Here is a 17638-nt window from a genome sequence, read left to right on the forward strand (position 1 = left end):
AATAGCTTTTATTGACAGGTTTTAGTATATTGATTATCCTATAATTTAATCTACATGAAATCTACATTTTACGGAATAATATTTCTTATAAGTTCACCTTGGTTACTTCATGCACAAGAAATACCAGATAAAGAAGTTGATTCAATCAATACTGTACTGCTATATATAAACGAATTAAACAATAAGAGTGAATATGGTAATGCTATAGCTTTATCTAAAGAAACTCTAGATTATATAGAAGGTTCAAACAAATATGAACTTATAGGTAAAGCTTATAATGGTTTGGCATTTTCTTATGCAGAATTAAAAGATAAAGATAAAGCTTTTGAATACTCATTCAAGGCTCGAGATTACTTTGTAAAATCTAAAGACACGCTAAGTATTGTTATGATATATAATGATATTGGAGTGACTTATGAGGATTTTAACATGATAGATGAGGCTAACCTTGCATTCAAGCAGTCGCTTAATTTTGCAGAGTTCACTAAGCCGCATAGATACCATATTTATCCATCTACTAATTTAGGTAAAAACTTAATAGTGTATAATAAGAATTATGAAAAAGGTTTAAAGTACCTATACAAAGCCGTGTATACTTCTAATGCTCTAGGTTTGGATGAAAAAACCGACCATAGTTATGGCGAAATTTATTTAAGTTTCGGCTATGCGTTTCATAAATTAAAACGTTTTGAAGACTCTGAAATTTATTTTCAAAAAGCAATAGATTTAGCAAATACTGAGAAGTATTTACATTCAATTGAAGAAATCTACAGTAAAAGAACAAAGTTGTATAAGGAGGATGAAAATTACAAAGAAGCTCTTTATATGATGGATAAATACATTGAAATTAAAGATTCTATTATTAAACTAGATAATATGTCTCTTACTAAAGATATAGAAGCAAAGTACAAAGTAAAAGAGAGCGAAGAAAAACTGAGTTATTTAACAAAAGAAAAGACTATTAAAGAAGCACAATTATCTAAGTCTTATAACTATAACATAGCTCTAGTCTTGTTAAGTGGTTTGCTATTATTAACAGCCTATTTAATAACAAAGAGAAATAGACAGTTAAAACAGGCAAAAGATATTGCAGAGCATTTATCGAGTGTTAAAAGTGATTTTTATTCAGAGATTAGTCATGAATTAAGAACGCCTTTGTACGCTGTTGTTGAGTTGTCTAGCATTTTACTAAGAGAGAATGTAGACATAAAACATCAAGAGTATTTAGAATCATTAAAATTTTCAGGAAATCATTTATTAGCATTAATTAATAATGTACTTCAGTTAAATAAAGTGGAATCTGGAAAGATGAGAGCAGAGATTCTAAATTTTGATTTAAAACTTCTAATTACAAATATTATAGAAAGTTTAGAATATGCCTTAAGAAGCAGCAATAATAAAATTCATTTAAAGTATGATGACACTATTCCAAACACAATAGGAGGAGATTCCTTAAAGCTTTCACAGGTTTTAATAAACTTAATATCTAATGCCATAAAGTTTACTAATAATGGCAATATTACAGTTGAAATGTCCTTAATTAGTAATGATAACGATTTAGTTAGAATTCATTTTAACGTTGTTGATGATGGAGCAGGAATTCCTGAAGAAAAACAATCTCAAGTATTTGAAGACTTTTATCAAGAACGTTCTAGTAAAGATCAAACACATAAAGGCACAGGTCTAGGTTTATCTATAGTTAAAAGGTTAGTTTCTGTAATGGGTAGTAATGTGTTGTTAAAAAGCGAGATAGATAAAGGCTCTTCTTTTTCTTTTAGTTTAGATTTTAATAAAATTATAGCATCTAACAAAGTAAGTCTGGAGTTAGAAGAGCAATTAGAAAAAATTAAGGATTGCAAATTTTTAATTGTAGATGATAATAAAATTAATCAATTAGTTACTACAAAGGTTCTTAATAATTACAATTTAAAATCTGCTGCTGTAGAAAATGGAGCAAAAGCAATAGAACAGATAAAAACTGAAAACTTTGATTGTATTTTAATGGATCTACACATGCCAGAATTAGATGGTTATGAAACCACCAAATTAATAAGAGCGTTTAATAAACAAATTACTATTATAGCACTAACAGCAGCATCACTGGAGGAGGTTGAAGATAAAGTGAAAAATTCAGAAATGGATGGCTTTGTATTAAAGCCTTATTTTAATAAAGATTTAATTGCCACGCTTAGCGAATTAGTTAAATAGTTGAAAATATTATTTTACTTTTCACTTGTTTAGGAATCAATTTGAAATAATTACTATTACTTTTCTAACTACAGTAGCTAATCTTTTATAAGTTTTAAAGATTTTGTAATATCATTTTGGTTTACATTAATAAAATAAACTCCAGAATGTAAATTAGCAATATTAATACTAGTATTGGTAAGTGTTTCTTTATTAATAACTTGCTTTCCGCTAATATCAAAAACAGTAATCTCTATTGGTTTATTTGTACTTGAGGCTATAATAAATTGATTTGTAGCTGGGTTTGGATAGACTTTATAATCAATAGTACTAATAGCAAAATCGCTAGTAGATAAAGTATTTTCATTTAGATTAACAATCCCTGATAATAATCTTACATAAGCTGCTTGATAGTATATTGCTGGCTCACTAATTTCCCAAGAATTATCAGGGAAACCTGTATTAAAATCTAAATAACTTTTTTGATTTGGTTGATTAAAAGGAGGAGTTAAACTAGTATTTGCATTATAACCAGAGTTGCATCCACCAGGAACTAAACCAGGAACAGGACCAAAGGTAGAGTTTGCAGCATCGTCCCAAATAGTACCATCGTTAAACCAATTATGATAAATTTGATTAACACTCTTTTCTGCACCATAGCTAGCCATGTTGCTTAAATAAACGATACCTAAAGGATTAACGCCATGAAAATAATGTAGGTTTTCTTTAGCTTTTAATAAATATGTTGGGTCTGTAGAAGCATTAATATTATAATAGTTAAAAATAAGATTTAGATTTCCCATACTAGCTTTAGGTAAATTACTTCCCCAATGGTAGGTCCAGTCATTAGTAAACCCACGATATAAATCTAGGTTATTAAATTCAAAATGGTTACTCCAGTTATTTATAGCATTTGTAGTCGCAGAGCTAGTTATTGTATTTTGTAATGTACTATTCCCATTACTTAATGTTGTGTAGTGTAGAAGCGCATCTATATGCTGAATATTATAATTACTCCATTGGTCATTTATTAACGCATCAGAGTCGTTAGTGTTATCAAGAATGTATTGGTTGTATTGGTTGTTCTCGGTTAAGTCTAACAAATATATAGCAGTGTCTAGAGCTAGTTTTCTTTGCTCAGCAATACTTCTATCTGCGTCTCCAGCAACTACAGAACCATCATCGCAATTATCTTGAAGCGTGTTAGAGTTTAAATAGGGTAGTGCCCAATTCCAAGATAATATAGCTTTATCTTCTAAAATTTGAGCGTAGCTAACTAAAGAAGGATATTGTTTAAAAACTTTAGCGGCATGGGCTAACATACTTGAAGCTGCAATAGCAGAAGAGGTGCAAACAGGTGCGTAATATCTAGTATCTGTATTAATACTTGGAGGAGAAGCTACGTTTTCAGAAAAATTTCTAGCTCCCATTTTTATGTGTACAGATCCATCTGAATTAATCATTTTAAGTAGCCAATCTGTTTCCCATTTAACTTCATCTAAAATATCTGGAATAGAGTTGCCAGACTCAGGAATATTCCAATCGTCTCCAAAAACGGAAGCGTTTTGTTGGTATGCCCAAAGTAAATTATGAACAGCAGGTTCTGCAAAAGTTACATATTTATTATAATCGCCAGCATCAAACCATCCACCACTCATGTCTTTTGTAGTTGCAGCGTTAGCTTGGTCGTTAATATTATAAGTAGTAATATCTTGTAAAAAACTATTACTATCTTGGTAACCAGTTAGTGCGAAAGGAGCAGATTTAGAAATTCCACAACGATTATAATAAAACATTTTACTTGCAGCTACTAGAATAGGTTCGTAAATGTTGTTTGCAATATTAAAGACTGCAGAAGATTCGTTATTACCTACATCGTAAATATAATATTCTCCGGGTTGCGAAACACTACTAAAATCAAACCACCATCCTATGTCACCAGATTGATTGTGTATATTTCCATTATTCCATATAGTTGGAGTTCCCGAAAAAACTACAGAATTTGTAACTACATCTCTTACTTCTAATGTTGTACTTGGTGTAAAACTTTGAGAAGCATTAAAACCAATTTGAGGATTACTAATTACTGCAACTTTTGTGCTAGATGGTTTATAACCAAATTGATCTACATGAATAAAATTAGACGTTTGAGCAAAAAGCAAATAAGGGAAACAAAGAATTATAAAAAATAATTTCATATCAAAGTAAAACTTAAACGATTAATAATTACATTAATTTGGGTATAAATAAATAATTATTTTACTCTCACACTATCTGGAACCAATTTAGTATAATCTCCATTATTTCTAATTACTTCCCTAACTATAGAAGAAGAAATGTAAGATGTGCTTGCAGCAGTTAATAAAAAAACAGTTTCAATAGGAGCTAAATCTCTATTAGTATGTGCAATAGCTTTTTCAAACTCGAAATCTGCTGGGTTTCTTAGACCACGAAGAATAAATTCTATTCCTAATTCTTGACAAAAATGTACCGTTAAGCCTTTGTAGCTAACTACCTTTATTTTTGGTTCATCTTTAAAAGCTTCTTTTATAAAATCCATACGTTGTTCTAAAGAGAACATGTATTTTTTAGCAGAGTTTACACCTATAGCTACTATAATCTCGTCAAACAAAGTAACACCGCGTTTAATAATATCATAATGGCCAGATGTAATTGGGTCAAAAGATCCTGGAAATATTGCTCTTTTCATATTTGTTTCCTGTAAAAAAAAAAACAGACGTTTTATTAATTAATATTTTTAATTGTACTTTGTTTAAAAAATCACAATTCTATTTTTTAGCATTAAAAACTAGTGTTGGTAACTTTCTTTAAATTAAAATTTTAACCTAAAAAAGGTTTAGTTTTTGTATAGTTTATACCACAAAGATACTTAAAATTAAAAGGGCTACTATTTTTCTTCCTTTAAAGCTTCAGTAATCGCGCTTTCAAATAATTGAGACATAGAAATCCCTGCTTCTTTAGCTTGTTGAGGTAATATACTCTCGTTTGTTAAACCAGGAACGGTGTTAATTTCTAATAAATGTGGTTCACCATCTTTAAAAATAAACTCACTTCTTGAGTAGCCTTTCATTTTTAATAAGGTATAAACTTTTTTTGCGAGTGCATTTACTTTGTCTTCTTGAGATTTAGAAATTCTTGCAGGTGTTATTTCTTGAGACTTACCAAGGTATTTTGCTTCATAATCAAAAAAATCGTTCTCACTAACAATCTCAGTAATTGGTAATACTTTTGTTTCTCCATTGTATGTTATAACACCAACAGAAACTTCTGTTCCATCTAGAAAAGATTCAATAATAATCTCATCGTCTTCTTTAAAAGAGTTCTCAATTGCAGCCTGTAGTGCTTCCTTTTTATGCACCTTCGAGATCCCAAAGCTACTACCAGCTTTATTGGCTTTTACAAAACAAGGTAAGCCTACTTTTGCTATAATTTTGTCTTCATTTACAGCATCTCCTAGATTAAGATAATAGCTTTCAGCAGTTAAAACACCGTAAGGTTTTAACGCACTTAAACAATCTCGTTTATTAAATGTTAATGCTGCTTGATAACTGTTACAACTGGTTTGAGGTATACCAATAAGCTCAAAATAAGCTTGCATAATACCATCTTCTCCAGGCGAACCATGAATAGCATTAAAAACACAATCGAATGTAATTTTAGTATCGTTTATTAAAACAGAGAAATCGTTTCTGTCAATAGAAAATTCAAGATCATAAGCATCTACAAAAACCCATTTTTCTTTAAATATATGAATACGGTAGACATTGTATTTATCTTTGTCTAATGTATTAAAAACAACGTTTCCGCTTTTTAAAGAAATTTGGTATTCGCTAGAATAACCACCCATTATTATGGCAATATTTTTTTTCATCTTTAGTTTCCGCGAAAGCGATAATATTAAAAACGTTAAACTTTAATTAAATAAAAGAGAAGAGAAGTATACATTAAGGCTATACTTTCTTACTGCTGTAAAAATATCATTTATTTTATAGCAAACGAAAACCTTTTTGTTTTTATATATTTGCCTAATAGTTTTTAACAAAAATAAACCAATGAGTATTATTAAATTTATAACCAGTAAAACGTTTTTTAAACAACTTGGAATAGCTATTATTGCTTTAGTAGTATTATGTTTTATAATTTTTAAATGGCTTAATTACACTACCAATCATGGTGATTTTGAAACCGTTCCAAATTTAACAGGCAAGTCTATTGATGTTGCCAAAATTGAATTAGACGATAATAATTTGGTTATGGAAATTCAGGATTCTGCTAATTTTAATCCTAGTTATCCTAAATACTCAGTAATAGAACAAGATCCACCAGCTGGTGAGGATGTAAAAGAGAATCGTAAAATATACCTAACACTTAATCCTTCTGGCTATAGAAAAATTCCAGTACCAAATATTATTAATCGTACATTTCGTCAAGCAAGACCTACTTTAGAGTCTTTAGAATTTGAAATAGGAAAGAAAACTTACGTAGATAATATTGGTAAAGATGAAGTATTAAGTTTGCGTTATGAAGGCAAATCTCTTAAGCCAGGAACATTATTGCCAAAACACTCTAAAATAGACATAGTCTTAGGAAACGGAAATCGTCCTAACTAATTATAAATGGACAAACATACACCACAATTACCAGAACAAAACGAAGCTGGCGAAACTCGCTACGAACATTTTGCATTTATCGCAGATAAAGGACAATCGCCTTTGCGTATCGATAAATGGCTAATGAATAAAGTAGAAAATGCAACAAGAAATAAAATTCAGGCTGCAGCAAAAGATGGTAATATCTATGTAAACGAAGTAACTGTAAAGCCAAATTACAAGGTAAAACCATTAGACCAAATTCGTGTACTATTAGCACATCCACCTTTCGAGAATTTGTTGGTTGGTGAGGACATGCCATTAGATATTGTCTATGAAGACGATGTGCTATTGGTAGTTAACAAACCAGCAGGAATTGTAGTGCATCCAGGACATGGAAACTACTCTGGAACTTTAATTAACGGATTAATTTTTCATTTTGAAAATCTACCAAAAAACTCTAGCGATAGACCAGGTTTGGTACACAGAATAGATAAAGATACTAGCGGATTGTTAGTGGTTGCCAAAACAGAACAGGCCATGGCACATTTATCTAAACAATTTAAAGATAAAACTAGCGAACGCGAATATGTTGCCATTGTTTGGGGAAACATGAAGGAAGACGAAGGTACTATAGAAGGTAACATAGGTCGTCATCCTAAAAACCGATTACAAAACACCGTGTTTTTTGACGATGAAGCAGATAAAGGCAAGCCAGCAGTAACACACTACAGTGTTATAGAACGCTTAACTTACGTTACTCTAGTGACTTGTAAACTAGAAACTGGTAGAACACACCAAATTCGTGTGCACATGAAACATATTGGTCACACACTTTTTAACGATGAGCGTTATGGTGGTGAGCGTATTCTAAAAGGTACAACCTTTACCAAATACAAGCAATTTGTAGATAACTGTTTTAAAATATTACCACGTCAAGCACTACATGCAAAAACCTTAGGTTTTGAGCATCCTGTTTCTAAAGAGTTTATGCGTTTCGAATCGCCTGTACCTCAAGATATGCAAGAGTGTATCGAGAAGTGGAGAGGTTATAGTAAGCATATGGATGTTTAATAGTAATATTAATTAAAACTATTTTTAAATAGAATAAATCTTTGTTAATAGCATTTTAAAAACACACATATTATTGTAAATTCGTAGCAGAAAATAGAATTTATGAAACTCGTATTATCTCCAGCAAAATCTTTAGATTTTAAAAGCGAATTGCCAACCACAGAAACTACTCAAGCACAGTTTTTAGAGCAGTCAGAGCGTTTAAATAAAGTGCTTAAAAAGAAATCTGCCAAAGGTATTTCAGAACTTATGCACGTTAGTGATGCTTTAGGGCAGCTTAATTACGAGCGTAATCAAGATTGGCAATTGCCATTTACAAAAGACAACGCAAGACAAGCCATATATGCTTTTAGTGGTGATGTTTATAGAGGATTAGATCCTTACACAATTCCAGTAGAGAATATTGATATTTTACAAGATAAAGTGAGAATATTATCTGGTTTATATGGTGTGCTTAAACCATTAGATTTAATGCAAGCTTACAGACTTGAAATGGGTACAAAGCTTCCGGTTGGTACTAAAAAGAACCTATACGAATTCTGGAAAAAAGACGTTGTGTCTGCTTTAAATGATGAGTTAAAAGACGATGAAGTTTTAGTAAATTTAGCAAGTAAAGAATATTTTAAAGCCATAGATACAAGTGCTTTAAAAGTACCAATTGTAACTGTGGATTTTAAAGAGTTTAAAGACGGTAAATATAAAATTGTAGCCATTTATGCTAAACTTGCTAGAGGATTAATGGCAAGATATATTGTAGATGCTAACGCTAAAACAATAGACGACTTAAAAGGATTTACAACCGAAGGTTATGGCTTAAGCGATGAATTGTCTACTAAAAATCATCTCGTTTTTACTAGATAAATAAGGTCAAGACAATTATGGCTTAATTTTTTTGCTAATTTCTATTTTACGGGAGCATACGTTTCGTTTTTTTTTTTTTTTTCGTCATTTCTGTCCATATAAATATTGCCTTCTTTATTATGTTTATTACTTTAAACTAATAAAACTTAAGCTTTCTTTAATTGTTTACTAATTTTTTTAATAGCAGATTCTATAGATTTTTCTGGTTCAATAATATTGTATTCTCCCCAAAATTCTGGATCAGTAAAACCAGAAGCCTCGTCTGCCAAAATTGTGTTTGGTTTTAATCTGTTTTTTGGTTTTGTTACAAATTCTGTAGTGTTTTGATTCCAATCTGTAATTGCCATTTCACTCTGCAATGTATAGCGACTGTTAAATAATTTGTTTTTCCATTTCACTTTAAAAGTTAATAAAATATTACTATGGCCAAAGTGCCATTTGCCATCTTTAACTCTATAGTTTACTCGGTATAAAGCTTCTGTTGGATAAACAGTAACTTTCTCAGGTTTCTTTCTAACAAAGAGTTCGCTCGATTGTTTTCTATCGCTTACATTAAGGTTGTAAACAGCACTTGTTAAAGCATAGTTTTCTGCATCAATATATAATTTTCCATAATACATTGGTTTTGTAATATTTCCTTTTTGCTTAAAGCTAACAACATAAACAAGCTTGTTATTTATTTGTGTAGATTGGTTAAAACTAAATATATAATTGTCTATATTACTAGTGCTAAAAACATATTCAGGATATTTAATAATATCTGAACTCAATGCGCTAAAAGGACCACCTTGTAGTTTTAAGGCCAAAGTATCCAAGCGAGAATAATTAGTATTTTTTCTTACTTTAACAAGTTTAATAGCATCTTTTTTATTGTTAACGTAAGGTTGTTTGTAGATTTTTAAAACAGCTTCAGAAAGCGATGCGTTTTTATTACGTTTTTTAATAGTCTCTCTGTAAAAACTCGTCATTACTGTTTCTGCGTTTAAATAATTTTCAGCTTTAAGACTTAATGTCTTTTTTACTAGAGTTATAGCATCTTTAGGATAGTTTACATCAACTTGATCCAATACAGTTGTTGCAATAGTTAGACTTATTTTAAAGTTGTTTTTTTTTAATTCTGAAAGCGGTATTTGTAACTTCTTATAGCCTAAATAAGATATTAAAACAGCTTTGTCTAAATATGCGTTTGGAACTTTAAGTAAAAATTCACCTTCGCTATTTGTTACTGTACTAATGTTTGTGCCAATAACCATTATATCTGTTAATGGTAAGGGATTGTTAGAATCTTTATCTATAACTATTCCTTTAAATTCTTTGTTGTTTTGAGCAAATAAAGTGCCAGAAATTAATAAAAAAAGAAATGTAAGGGACATTAATTTTTTTGAACTAATATTTAAATTTTTCATATTTAATGAATTAAGTATTTTTTTATTAAAGTTACTTAAACTCTATCAGTTTTTGTTGTTTTTTATGTTAATTTTAAGACAGCCTTTATTCTAAAGAATCTTATATTTACACAGAATTATCATTTATTTATGCCATCAAGCTGTATTTCATTTAAAGACACAGGATATTTTTCTAAACTTATTTGCGACTATTTAGCTGAAGCTGAAACGCTAAAGTCATTTTACAATCGTTTTCCTAAGCTTGAAAATTTTAAAGCCCAAATAGAAGAAAAGAACGCCTCTTTTAAACAAGAAACCAGAACAATTTTAGCTCAGGTTCTAAAAACGCAATACAAAAATTTTGATACATCTGAAGCTACTTTAACTAATATAGATGCTTTAAACGATAGCAAAACTTTTACTGTAACTACAGGACACCAGCTAAATTTATTTACTGGGCCATTATATTTTTTACACAAAATAGTATCGACTATAAATTTGGCTAATCAACTAAAGTCAGAATATCCAAAACATAATTTCGTGCCTATTTATTGGATGGCATCCGAAGATCATGATTTTGAAGAAATAAACTATTTTAATTTTAAAGGAAAAAAAGTTAAATGGCATCGAGAAGCCTCAGGAGCAGTTGGAGAGTTAACAACCAAAGGTTTAGACACTGTTCTCGAAATTTTTTCTAAAGAACTAGGTATAGGTAAAAATGCAGATGCTTTACGCGAGTTATTTAAGAAAGCCTATTTAGAGCATAGTAATTTAGCAGATGCTACAAAGTATATTGCAAACGCATTATTTAAAGTCTATGGTTTAGTAATCGTAGAAGCAAATAATAAAGATTTAAAACGTTTATTTATTCCGCATATAAAGAGAGAGCTAATCGATCGCGTATCAGAACAAAACGTATTAGAAACGAATAAAAAAATAGAAGCCTTAGATTTTGGAATACAAGTAAACCCAAGAGAAATAAATCTTTTTTACATAACAGAAGGTGTTCGTGAGCGCATAGTATTAGAAAACGAAATTTATAAAGTATTTAATACAAACATATCTTGGAGTAAGAGCGAATTATTAAAAGAAGTCGATGATTTCCCAGAGCGTTTTTCGCCTAATGTAATTTTAAGACCATTATACCAAGAAGTTATTTTGCCAAACCTTTGTTATATTGGCGGAGGCGGAGAAATGGCGTATTGGTTTCAATTAAAATCTAATTTCGAATTTAATAACGTAGTATTCCCAATGTTATTATTGCGTAATTCAGTATTAATAAAAACGAAACAGCAAGCAAATAAATTAAAGAAACTAAACATCTCTAATAAAGATGTTTTCTTAAAAAGAGAATCTTTCATAAATAAAAAAGTTAGAGAAATTTCTAATATAGATATAGATTTTTCAGAGCAAATTAAACACTTGGAAATACAATTTAAAGAGTTGCATGATTTAGCTAAACAAACCGACGAATCCTTTTTAGGTGCAGTTTTAGCACAAGAAAAAAAGCAAATTAACGGATTGCAAAATCTAGAAAAACGTTTGCTAACAGCTCAAAAAAGAAAGTTAAAAGACCAAGTAGCACGAATGACGCAGCTTCAAAACGAGCTATTTCCAAATGGCAGTTTACAAGAACGAAACACTAATTTCTCAGAATTATATTTAGAGTTTGGAGAAGAATTAATTCCTAATCTAATAGAAAATTTAGAGCCTTTAAAAGGAGAGTTTACATTGTTAACATTTTAAGTAAAAAATTAGTAATCTACATTCGTAGTTTTCAAGACAATTACTATTTTTGCGTATGCAACACGACAAAGTACTTATTTTAGATTTCGGATCGCAATACACACAACTTATTGCACGTAGAGTTAGAGAACTTAATATTTATTCAGAAATATTTCCATTCAATAAAGTTCCAAAAGATTTAGACGGTTATAAAGCTGTTATCCTTTCAGGAAGTCCTATGTCTGTTAGGTCTTCTGAGGCTTTTCATCCAGACCTAAAATGTATTCGTGGTGTAAAACCTATGCTTGCTGTGTGTTATGGCGCACAATATTTAGCTCATTTTTCTGGTGGAGAAGTAGCAGAATCTAACACACGTGAATATGGACGTGCAAACCTTAGTTTAGTAGAAAACGATGCGTTTTTAAAAGGCATATCTGTAGGGAGTCAAGTTTGGATGAGCCATAGTGATACTATAAAGAGCTTACCAACAAACGGAAAATTGTTAGCAAGCACAAACGACGTTAAAAATGCAGCTTACAAAATAGAAGGCGAAACAACTTACGCAATACAATTTCATCCAGAAGTTTACCACTCAACAGATGGAAAAAAAATACTAGAAAACTTCTTAATTAACATAGCAAATGTAAATGCAGACTGGACACCAAACGCATTTGTTGGTGAAACTGTAGAAGCACTCCAAAAGCAAATAGGAAGCGATAAAGTAGTGCTTGGCTTGTCTGGAGGAGTAGATTCTTCGGTAGCAGCAATGTTATTACACAAAGCCATTGGCGAAAACCTATATTGCATTTTTGTAAACAACGGTTTATTACGTAAAAATGAATATACAGATGTGCTCGAGCAGTACAAAGGTATGGGCTTAAACGTAAAAGGTGTAGATGCTTCGGCACGCTTTTTGGATGCACTTGCAGGAAAGAGTGATCCAGAAGAAAAACGTAAAGCAATAGGTCGCGTATTTATTGAGGTTTTCGATGACGAAGCTAACGAAATAGAAAATGTAACCTATTTAGCACAAGGTACAATTTATCCAGATATAATAGAAAGTGTAAGTGCAACAGGAGGACCAAGTGCGACTATAAAAAGTCATCACAATGTAGGTGGATTACCAGATTTTATGAAACTTAAAATCGTAGAGCCACTTAAAGCCTTGTTTAAAGATGAGGTTCGTCGCGTAGGAGCGTCAATGAATATGGATCCAACCTTGTTAGGTCGTCATCCTTTTCCAGGACCAGGTTTGGCCATTAGAATTTTAGGAGATATTACTCCAGAAAAAGTTCGTATTTTGCAAGAAGTAGATGCTGTTTTTATTAACGGATTAAGAACTGCAGGATTGTATGACAAAGTATGGCAAGCAGGAGCAATTTTGTTGCCAGTAAACAGTGTTGGAGTAATGGGAGACGAGCGTACGTACGAAAAATGCGTTGCACTTAGAGCAGTAGAAAGTACAGATGGTATGACAGCAGATTGGGTGAATTTACCTTACGAGTTTCTGCAAAAAACCAGTAATGATATAATAAACAAAGTAAAAGGCGTTAATAGAGTAGTTTACGATATTAGTAGTAAACCACCAGCAACAATAGAATGGGAATAACAAATTCCTTTGAAGAAAGGAATCTATTATAATAATTTGGGTGTTACCACAAGGGCCGCGTTTTTTATTATATCTTTTTTTATGCTGAACTTGTTTCAGTATCTTTTAAAAGCATCGTAATTTTAATTATAGTTTTGAAGTATTAAAAAAAAAAAGGGATGCCATTACAACCGCTAACGTAATTTACAACGTATAATACTATATGAAGAAAATAATTTACATCCTTACCCTATTAATACTATTTACTTGTGCCTCTGCAAATGCACAGAAATATAATACACACAGAGTTAAATCTGGTGAAACAATAGAGAGCATAGCAAAAAAATATAAAATAACAACTTCAGATATTTATAAGCTAAATCCAGATGCAAGAGAGAAATTAAGATCAAATTCAGTATTAATTATACCAAAAGCAGGAAGCACTCCAACAACTACAGCAACATCTGGCAAAGAGAAGGTTGTAGAAAAAACTCTAGATCGCTACATAAAACACAAAACAAAAAGAAAAGAGACTTTGTTTAGTCTCTCTCAAAAGTATAATGTAGAAATAGAAGAGATTAAAAAGCATAACAAATTTTTGTATGCTAACAATCTTAGAAAAGGAGATAAATTAGAAATTCCAGTATATAAAAAAGTAATTACTTATGTTGATGTTGCTCCAGAAATAGAAGACAGTACTACTTATGTTGTTAAGCCTCAAGAAGGAAAATGGCGTATTGCATACAAATATGGTATTACTGTACAAGAATTAGAAGCATTAAATCCAAACATACCAAGCATGTTAAAGCCAGGTCAAACCATTAATGTTCCTAATTTAGAAACTAATAAAGTTAAAGCTTTTGACGAAAAATATAGTTATTACAAAGTATTACCAAAAGAAGGGTTTTACAGATTAAAAGTAAAACTAGGTTTAGAGCAAACAGATTTAGAACGTTTAAACCCAGAACTTGCTACTACAGGATTAAAGGAAGGCATGATTTTAAAAATACCATTAGATGCTTATATTAATAGTATTCAAAATGATAATACAGCAAATGGAACAGGTGCTTCTATAGAGACCATTAAGTTGTCCAATAATGTTACAGATTTAAGTGTAAAAAACATAGCTGTAATGTTGCCTTTTAAATTAAATAAAATTAACACAGACTCTGTTTTCGATGCCAAACAAAAAATAAAAAATGATAGAACGTTAAACATTACTTTAGATCTTTACTCTGGTGTTTTAGTAGCTTTCGATTCTCTTAAAAAATTAGGTGTTAACTTAAAAGTAGATGTTTACGATACGCAAAACAGATTAAGCGAAGTTAATTCAATAATAAGAAACAACAATTTTTCTAATACTCATGCAGTAATTGGACCATTACTTATAAATAACTTTAATGCTGCAGCAAGTGCTTTAGAACGCGACAATGTACCAGTAGTTTCGCCAATAATGAATAAGGTTAAGGTTGGACGGAATGTGTTTAGATCAAGAGCAGATGATGCTGTTTTAAAATCTAAAATTATAGATTATTTTAAAACAGATTCTACTTCGCAAATTGTAGTTGTTTCAGACCAAAAAAATAAAGCAACAAGTACTACATTAAAAGCAAAATTTGCTAATGCGCAATTAGTAAGTTCACGTATAGATAAGAAAACAAAAAAAGACGCTTATAATTTAACTAGCGATGATTTTATAGACATTATTAAACCTGGAAATAATGTTGTGTTTTTAGAAACAAGCAATGCAGGTTTTGTATCCAATGTTGCTAGTATTTTAAACGGATTGCAAACAGACGAAATTAAAATTACACTAACAACTACAGATCAAAATAAAGCTTTTGAAAACGAAGAAGTTTCAAATTACCATTTGTCTAATCTTCATTTTACATATCCTTCAATCTCTAAAATATTAGATTCGGAATCTAGTAATTCATTTGTAAGGCAGTATAAAAAACAATACGATATTTCGCCAAATGAATATGCTATTCGTGGTTTCGACTTAACAATGGATGTGGTATTGCGTACAGTAACGTCTCAAGATTTATATCAATCTGTAATAGATGCGCCAATGACCTCTTACATCGAGAATAAATTTGCTTACAAAAAGAAATTATTTGGTGGTTATTACAACGAAAGTGTTTACATCGTGCAGTATAACGATTTAAAGATTGACGAAGTAAAGCAATAAGCATAGTCTGTATCTCGTTTTAATTACTTCAGCAAAATAACTATACGCTATGAACAAATTTTTAGTACTTGTTAGTTTCTTATTTTGTTTTCAAAGTGATACTCCAGAGTTTTCTTGGCACGAAAACCGTAAACTTAATTGGGAAGATTTTAAAGGCGAACCAGATGTAAACTCTAATGCAGCTGCAGTTACAGCTTCTGGTATTACTTTTAGTTATTCTGTAGAAAAAAGTAGTATTCGTGGTGTTACAGGTTTTAAAACCGAAGTCTTTGCACATTTTTATCCAGAACATTCTTGGTGTAAAAAAGAAATAGCAGACGCTCATATTTTAAAACATGAGCAATTTCATTTTAATATTACAGAGCTAAGCGTTAGATATTTTAGACAGCACATTTCAAAATTAAAAGCGTCTGAGGCAATTGCCAAGCAATTAGATGCGTTGCACAAACAAGCGAATATAGATTTGGAGACCATGCAAAAACGTTACGATTCAGAAACTAATTACTCCATTAACAAAGAAGAACAACTAAGATGGGTAACTTTTGTAAATAAAGAATTAAAACGACTAGAAAAGTTTAAATCACACCCAAGTAAATAACACCATTTTAAGTTTTGAATGAAATCCAGCCAGATAAAACCTTTTTAATTAAGTTAGCACATACCAAAATGCCTTTTGGTAAATACGAAGGCAGATACTTAATAGATTTGCCAGAACATTATGTGGTCTGGTACCACAATAAAGGCTTTCCAAAAGGAAAATTAGGCGAAATGCTAGAAACCGTTTACACGCTTAAAGTGAATGGGCTAGAAGAATTGGTAAGGAATATACAGCGAAATTTTTCTAAGATTTAATTTTTGAGGAATTTCGTTTAACGTCTCGGCTATGATTAGTACGGGAATTAAAAGTAATTAATTTCCGATTAAGCACTTAGCTAAAACTTTTTATTTTGTTTTATTTTTTTCTTTATAAATCCAAATCAAAAAGATTTGGCGGACTTGGTTAAAAGCTCTAAACTTTGGGTTAAGCAACAAAACCCGTATTAATTATAGCCATTGTTGGCAATAGTTTTTATTAATATTCATACAAAAAATATGTATCTTGAGTTGTTATATTACGCGATATAGGATATCCATCTGAATTATACTCATAGTTATACTCCCTTGAATTTGAGTAAGTTTCATAATTAATCATATTGATATTATTTGGTGTAAAGCCTCTGTTAATGTAGTTTGGAATACCGTCTTTACATTCTAAATAATAAGTATTATTACGAAAACTTTTTAAAGCGTAATAAAATGGATTTTTATTTTGGTCATATTGATAGCTTATGATTGTATCAGAGCCTCCATTAATTGGTTCCGTGTAAGTTAATTTAATAATATTTCCTGAATTATCATATAAGTATTCTAGAACCGTATATAAATTAGAAGTAGTGCTATTGAGCAGTCTTACCTTGGTTATTTTTCCATTAGAATTAATCGTTAATTCACTAACAGTTGTTAAGTTACCGTTGTGAGACTCATTAATAAACACATTATTAGAAGAATAAATAAGCTCATAATAATTGTTAGTATCAATATTTAATTCTTTTATTAATCTACCTTGACTATCATATTCATATGTATGATTTTCGTTACTATTTTGTTTTGTGATAACATTATTGTCATTATTATATGAGTAAGTAGCTGCATAAATTGAGTTAGCCGTCATATTTGTCAATAAATTATTTTCATAAGTATAAAACTGATTTAAGTAACTATTATCAGTATTTGCTGTTTTTATTGATTTTACATATAGTACATTTTCTATCGGAATAACATTATCTAAGGGAGTAACATTATCATCTTCGGTATTACATCCAAAGAATATTAGGATTATCAATAAACTTAATATTATATTCGATTTTCTCATTATAGTTATAAACTTTAAATTGTTGCCAACGGTTTTGTATAAGAATAGTAGGGCGGAAAAAGCGCACGAACCATTCGGTTAAACACAAGCCGAATTTTTAAATTT

General features: G+C 30.5%; 14 protein-coding genes. 9 read left to right on the forward strand and 5 right to left on the reverse strand.

Going from position 1 to position 17638, the window contains the following annotated elements; genetic code table 11:
- The first annotated feature begins 54 nt into the window (after positions 1–54).
- Positions 55–2208, forward strand: coding sequence for an ATP-binding protein (locus tag Q0C58_RS05365; protein ID WP_290698497.1), 2154 nt, complete (start codon positions 55–57; stop codon positions 2206–2208).
- Between the two features lie 77 nt (positions 2209–2285).
- Here Q0C58_RS05365 and Q0C58_RS05370 read toward each other — a convergent pair whose 3' ends face one another.
- The 3 genes from Q0C58_RS05370 to Q0C58_RS05380 all read right to left on the reverse strand — a co-directional run bounded on the left by Q0C58_RS05370 (position 2286) and on the right by Q0C58_RS05380 (position 6079).
- Positions 2286–4385 (reverse strand): glycoside hydrolase family 9 protein, encoded by a 2100-nt coding sequence (locus tag Q0C58_RS05370; RefSeq protein WP_290698498.1) that lies wholly within the window; start codon positions 4383–4385, stop codon positions 2286–2288.
- A gap of 56 nt (positions 4386–4441) precedes the next feature.
- Positions 4442–4897 carry a pantetheine-phosphate adenylyltransferase gene (gene coaD / locus Q0C58_RS05375; RefSeq protein ID WP_290698501.1) on the reverse strand — a complete coding sequence of 152 codons (456 nt, stop codon included), beginning with the start codon at positions 4895–4897 and terminating at the stop codon, positions 4442–4444.
- Between the two features lie 198 nt (positions 4898–5095).
- Complete coding sequence (locus Q0C58_RS05380) at positions 5096–6079, reverse strand: D-alanine--D-alanine ligase (RefSeq protein WP_290698503.1); 984 nt, start codon at positions 6077–6079, stop codon at positions 5096–5098.
- A gap of 181 nt (positions 6080–6260) precedes the next feature.
- Between Q0C58_RS05380 and Q0C58_RS05385 the strand changes: the two genes are divergently transcribed.
- The 3 genes from Q0C58_RS05385 (at position 6261) to yaaA (ending at position 8732) form a co-directional block, all read left to right on the forward strand.
- Positions 6261–6818: a PASTA domain-containing protein gene (locus Q0C58_RS05385; RefSeq protein ID WP_290698506.1), complete on the forward strand. Its 558-nt coding sequence runs from the start codon at positions 6261–6263 to the stop codon at positions 6816–6818.
- A gap of 6 nt (positions 6819–6824) precedes the next feature.
- Complete coding sequence (locus Q0C58_RS05390) at positions 6825–7871, forward strand: RluA family pseudouridine synthase (protein WP_290698509.1); 1047 nt, start codon at positions 6825–6827, stop codon at positions 7869–7871.
- A 102-nt stretch (positions 7872–7973) separates the two neighbouring features.
- Entirely contained in the window at positions 7974–8732 is a 759-nt protein-coding gene (yaaA, locus tag Q0C58_RS05395) for a peroxide stress protein YaaA (protein WP_290698512.1), read from the forward strand.
- Between the two features lie 146 nt (positions 8733–8878).
- Here yaaA and Q0C58_RS05400 read toward each other — a convergent pair whose 3' ends face one another.
- Complete coding sequence (locus Q0C58_RS05400) at positions 8879–10138, reverse strand: carboxypeptidase-like regulatory domain-containing protein (RefSeq protein WP_290698515.1); 1260 nt, start codon at positions 10136–10138, stop codon at positions 8879–8881.
- 129 nt (positions 10139–10267) lie between these two features.
- On the opposite strand from Q0C58_RS05400, the gene bshC reads away from it, so the two are divergent.
- The 5 genes from bshC to Q0C58_RS05425 all read left to right on the forward strand — a co-directional run bounded on the left by bshC (position 10268) and on the right by Q0C58_RS05425 (position 16473).
- Positions 10268–11863: a bacillithiol biosynthesis cysteine-adding enzyme BshC gene (gene bshC, locus Q0C58_RS05405; protein WP_290698518.1), complete on the forward strand. Its 1596-nt coding sequence runs from the start codon at positions 10268–10270 to the stop codon at positions 11861–11863.
- A 55-nt stretch (positions 11864–11918) separates the two neighbouring features.
- Positions 11919–13451, forward strand: coding sequence for a glutamine-hydrolyzing GMP synthase (gene guaA / locus Q0C58_RS05410; protein ID WP_290698521.1), 1533 nt, complete (start codon positions 11919–11921; stop codon positions 13449–13451).
- A 202-nt stretch (positions 13452–13653) separates the two neighbouring features.
- Positions 13654–15621: a LysM peptidoglycan-binding domain-containing protein gene (locus tag Q0C58_RS05415; RefSeq protein ID WP_290698523.1), complete on the forward strand. Its 1968-nt coding sequence runs from the start codon at positions 13654–13656 to the stop codon at positions 15619–15621.
- A 49-nt stretch (positions 15622–15670) separates the two neighbouring features.
- Entirely contained in the window at positions 15671–16219 is a 549-nt protein-coding gene (locus Q0C58_RS05420) for a hypothetical protein (RefSeq protein ID WP_290698527.1), read from the forward strand.
- Positions 16220–16242: 23 nt separating this feature from the next.
- Positions 16243–16473 carry a DUF3820 family protein gene (locus Q0C58_RS05425; RefSeq protein WP_290698533.1) on the forward strand — a complete coding sequence of 77 codons (231 nt, stop codon included), beginning with the start codon at positions 16243–16245 and terminating at the stop codon, positions 16471–16473.
- A 220-nt stretch (positions 16474–16693) separates the two neighbouring features.
- On the opposite strand, the gene Q0C58_RS05430 is transcribed toward Q0C58_RS05425, so the two are convergent.
- Positions 16694–17533 carry a hypothetical protein gene (locus Q0C58_RS05430; protein ID WP_290698530.1) on the reverse strand — a complete coding sequence of 280 codons (840 nt, stop codon included), beginning with the start codon at positions 17531–17533 and terminating at the stop codon, positions 16694–16696.
- Between the last annotated feature and the right edge of the window lie 105 nt (positions 17534–17638).

The sequence above is a fragment of the Lacinutrix sp. genome (assembly GCF_023299985.1).
Lineage (GTDB): Bacteria > Bacteroidota > Bacteroidia > Flavobacteriales > Flavobacteriaceae > Lacinutrix.

Excerpts from the sequence above, each read along its gene's own strand:
- Q0C58_RS05365 (WP_290698497.1), top strand. The coding sequence starts at position 55 with ATGAAATCTACATTTTACGGAATAATATTTCTTATAAGTTCACCTTGG.
- Q0C58_RS05370 (WP_290698498.1), bottom strand. The coding sequence starts at position 4,385 with ATGAAATTATTTTTTATAATTCTTTGTTTCCCTTATTTGCTTTTTGCT.
- coaD (WP_290698501.1), bottom strand. The coding sequence starts at position 4,897 with ATGAAAAGAGCAATATTTCCAGGATCTTTTGACCCAATTACATCTGGC.
- Q0C58_RS05380 (WP_290698503.1), bottom strand. The coding sequence starts at position 6,079 with ATGAAAAAAAATATTGCCATAATAATGGGTGGTTATTCTAGCGAATAC.
- Q0C58_RS05385 (WP_290698506.1), top strand. The coding sequence starts at position 6,261 with ATGAGTATTATTAAATTTATAACCAGTAAAACGTTTTTTAAACAACTT.
- Q0C58_RS05390 (WP_290698509.1), top strand. The coding sequence starts at position 6,825 with ATGGACAAACATACACCACAATTACCAGAACAAAACGAAGCTGGCGAA.
- yaaA (WP_290698512.1), top strand. The coding sequence starts at position 7,974 with ATGAAACTCGTATTATCTCCAGCAAAATCTTTAGATTTTAAAAGCGAA.
- Q0C58_RS05400 (WP_290698515.1), bottom strand. The coding sequence starts at position 10,138 with ATGAAAAATTTAAATATTAGTTCAAAAAAATTAATGTCCCTTACATTT.
- bshC (WP_290698518.1), top strand. The coding sequence starts at position 10,268 with ATGCCATCAAGCTGTATTTCATTTAAAGACACAGGATATTTTTCTAAA.
- guaA (WP_290698521.1), top strand. The coding sequence starts at position 11,919 with ATGCAACACGACAAAGTACTTATTTTAGATTTCGGATCGCAATACACA.
- Q0C58_RS05415 (WP_290698523.1), top strand. The coding sequence starts at position 13,654 with ATGAAGAAAATAATTTACATCCTTACCCTATTAATACTATTTACTTGT.
- Q0C58_RS05420 (WP_290698527.1), top strand. The coding sequence starts at position 15,671 with ATGAACAAATTTTTAGTACTTGTTAGTTTCTTATTTTGTTTTCAAAGT.
- Q0C58_RS05430 (WP_290698530.1), bottom strand. The coding sequence starts at position 17,533 with ATGAGAAAATCGAATATAATATTAAGTTTATTGATAATCCTAATATTC.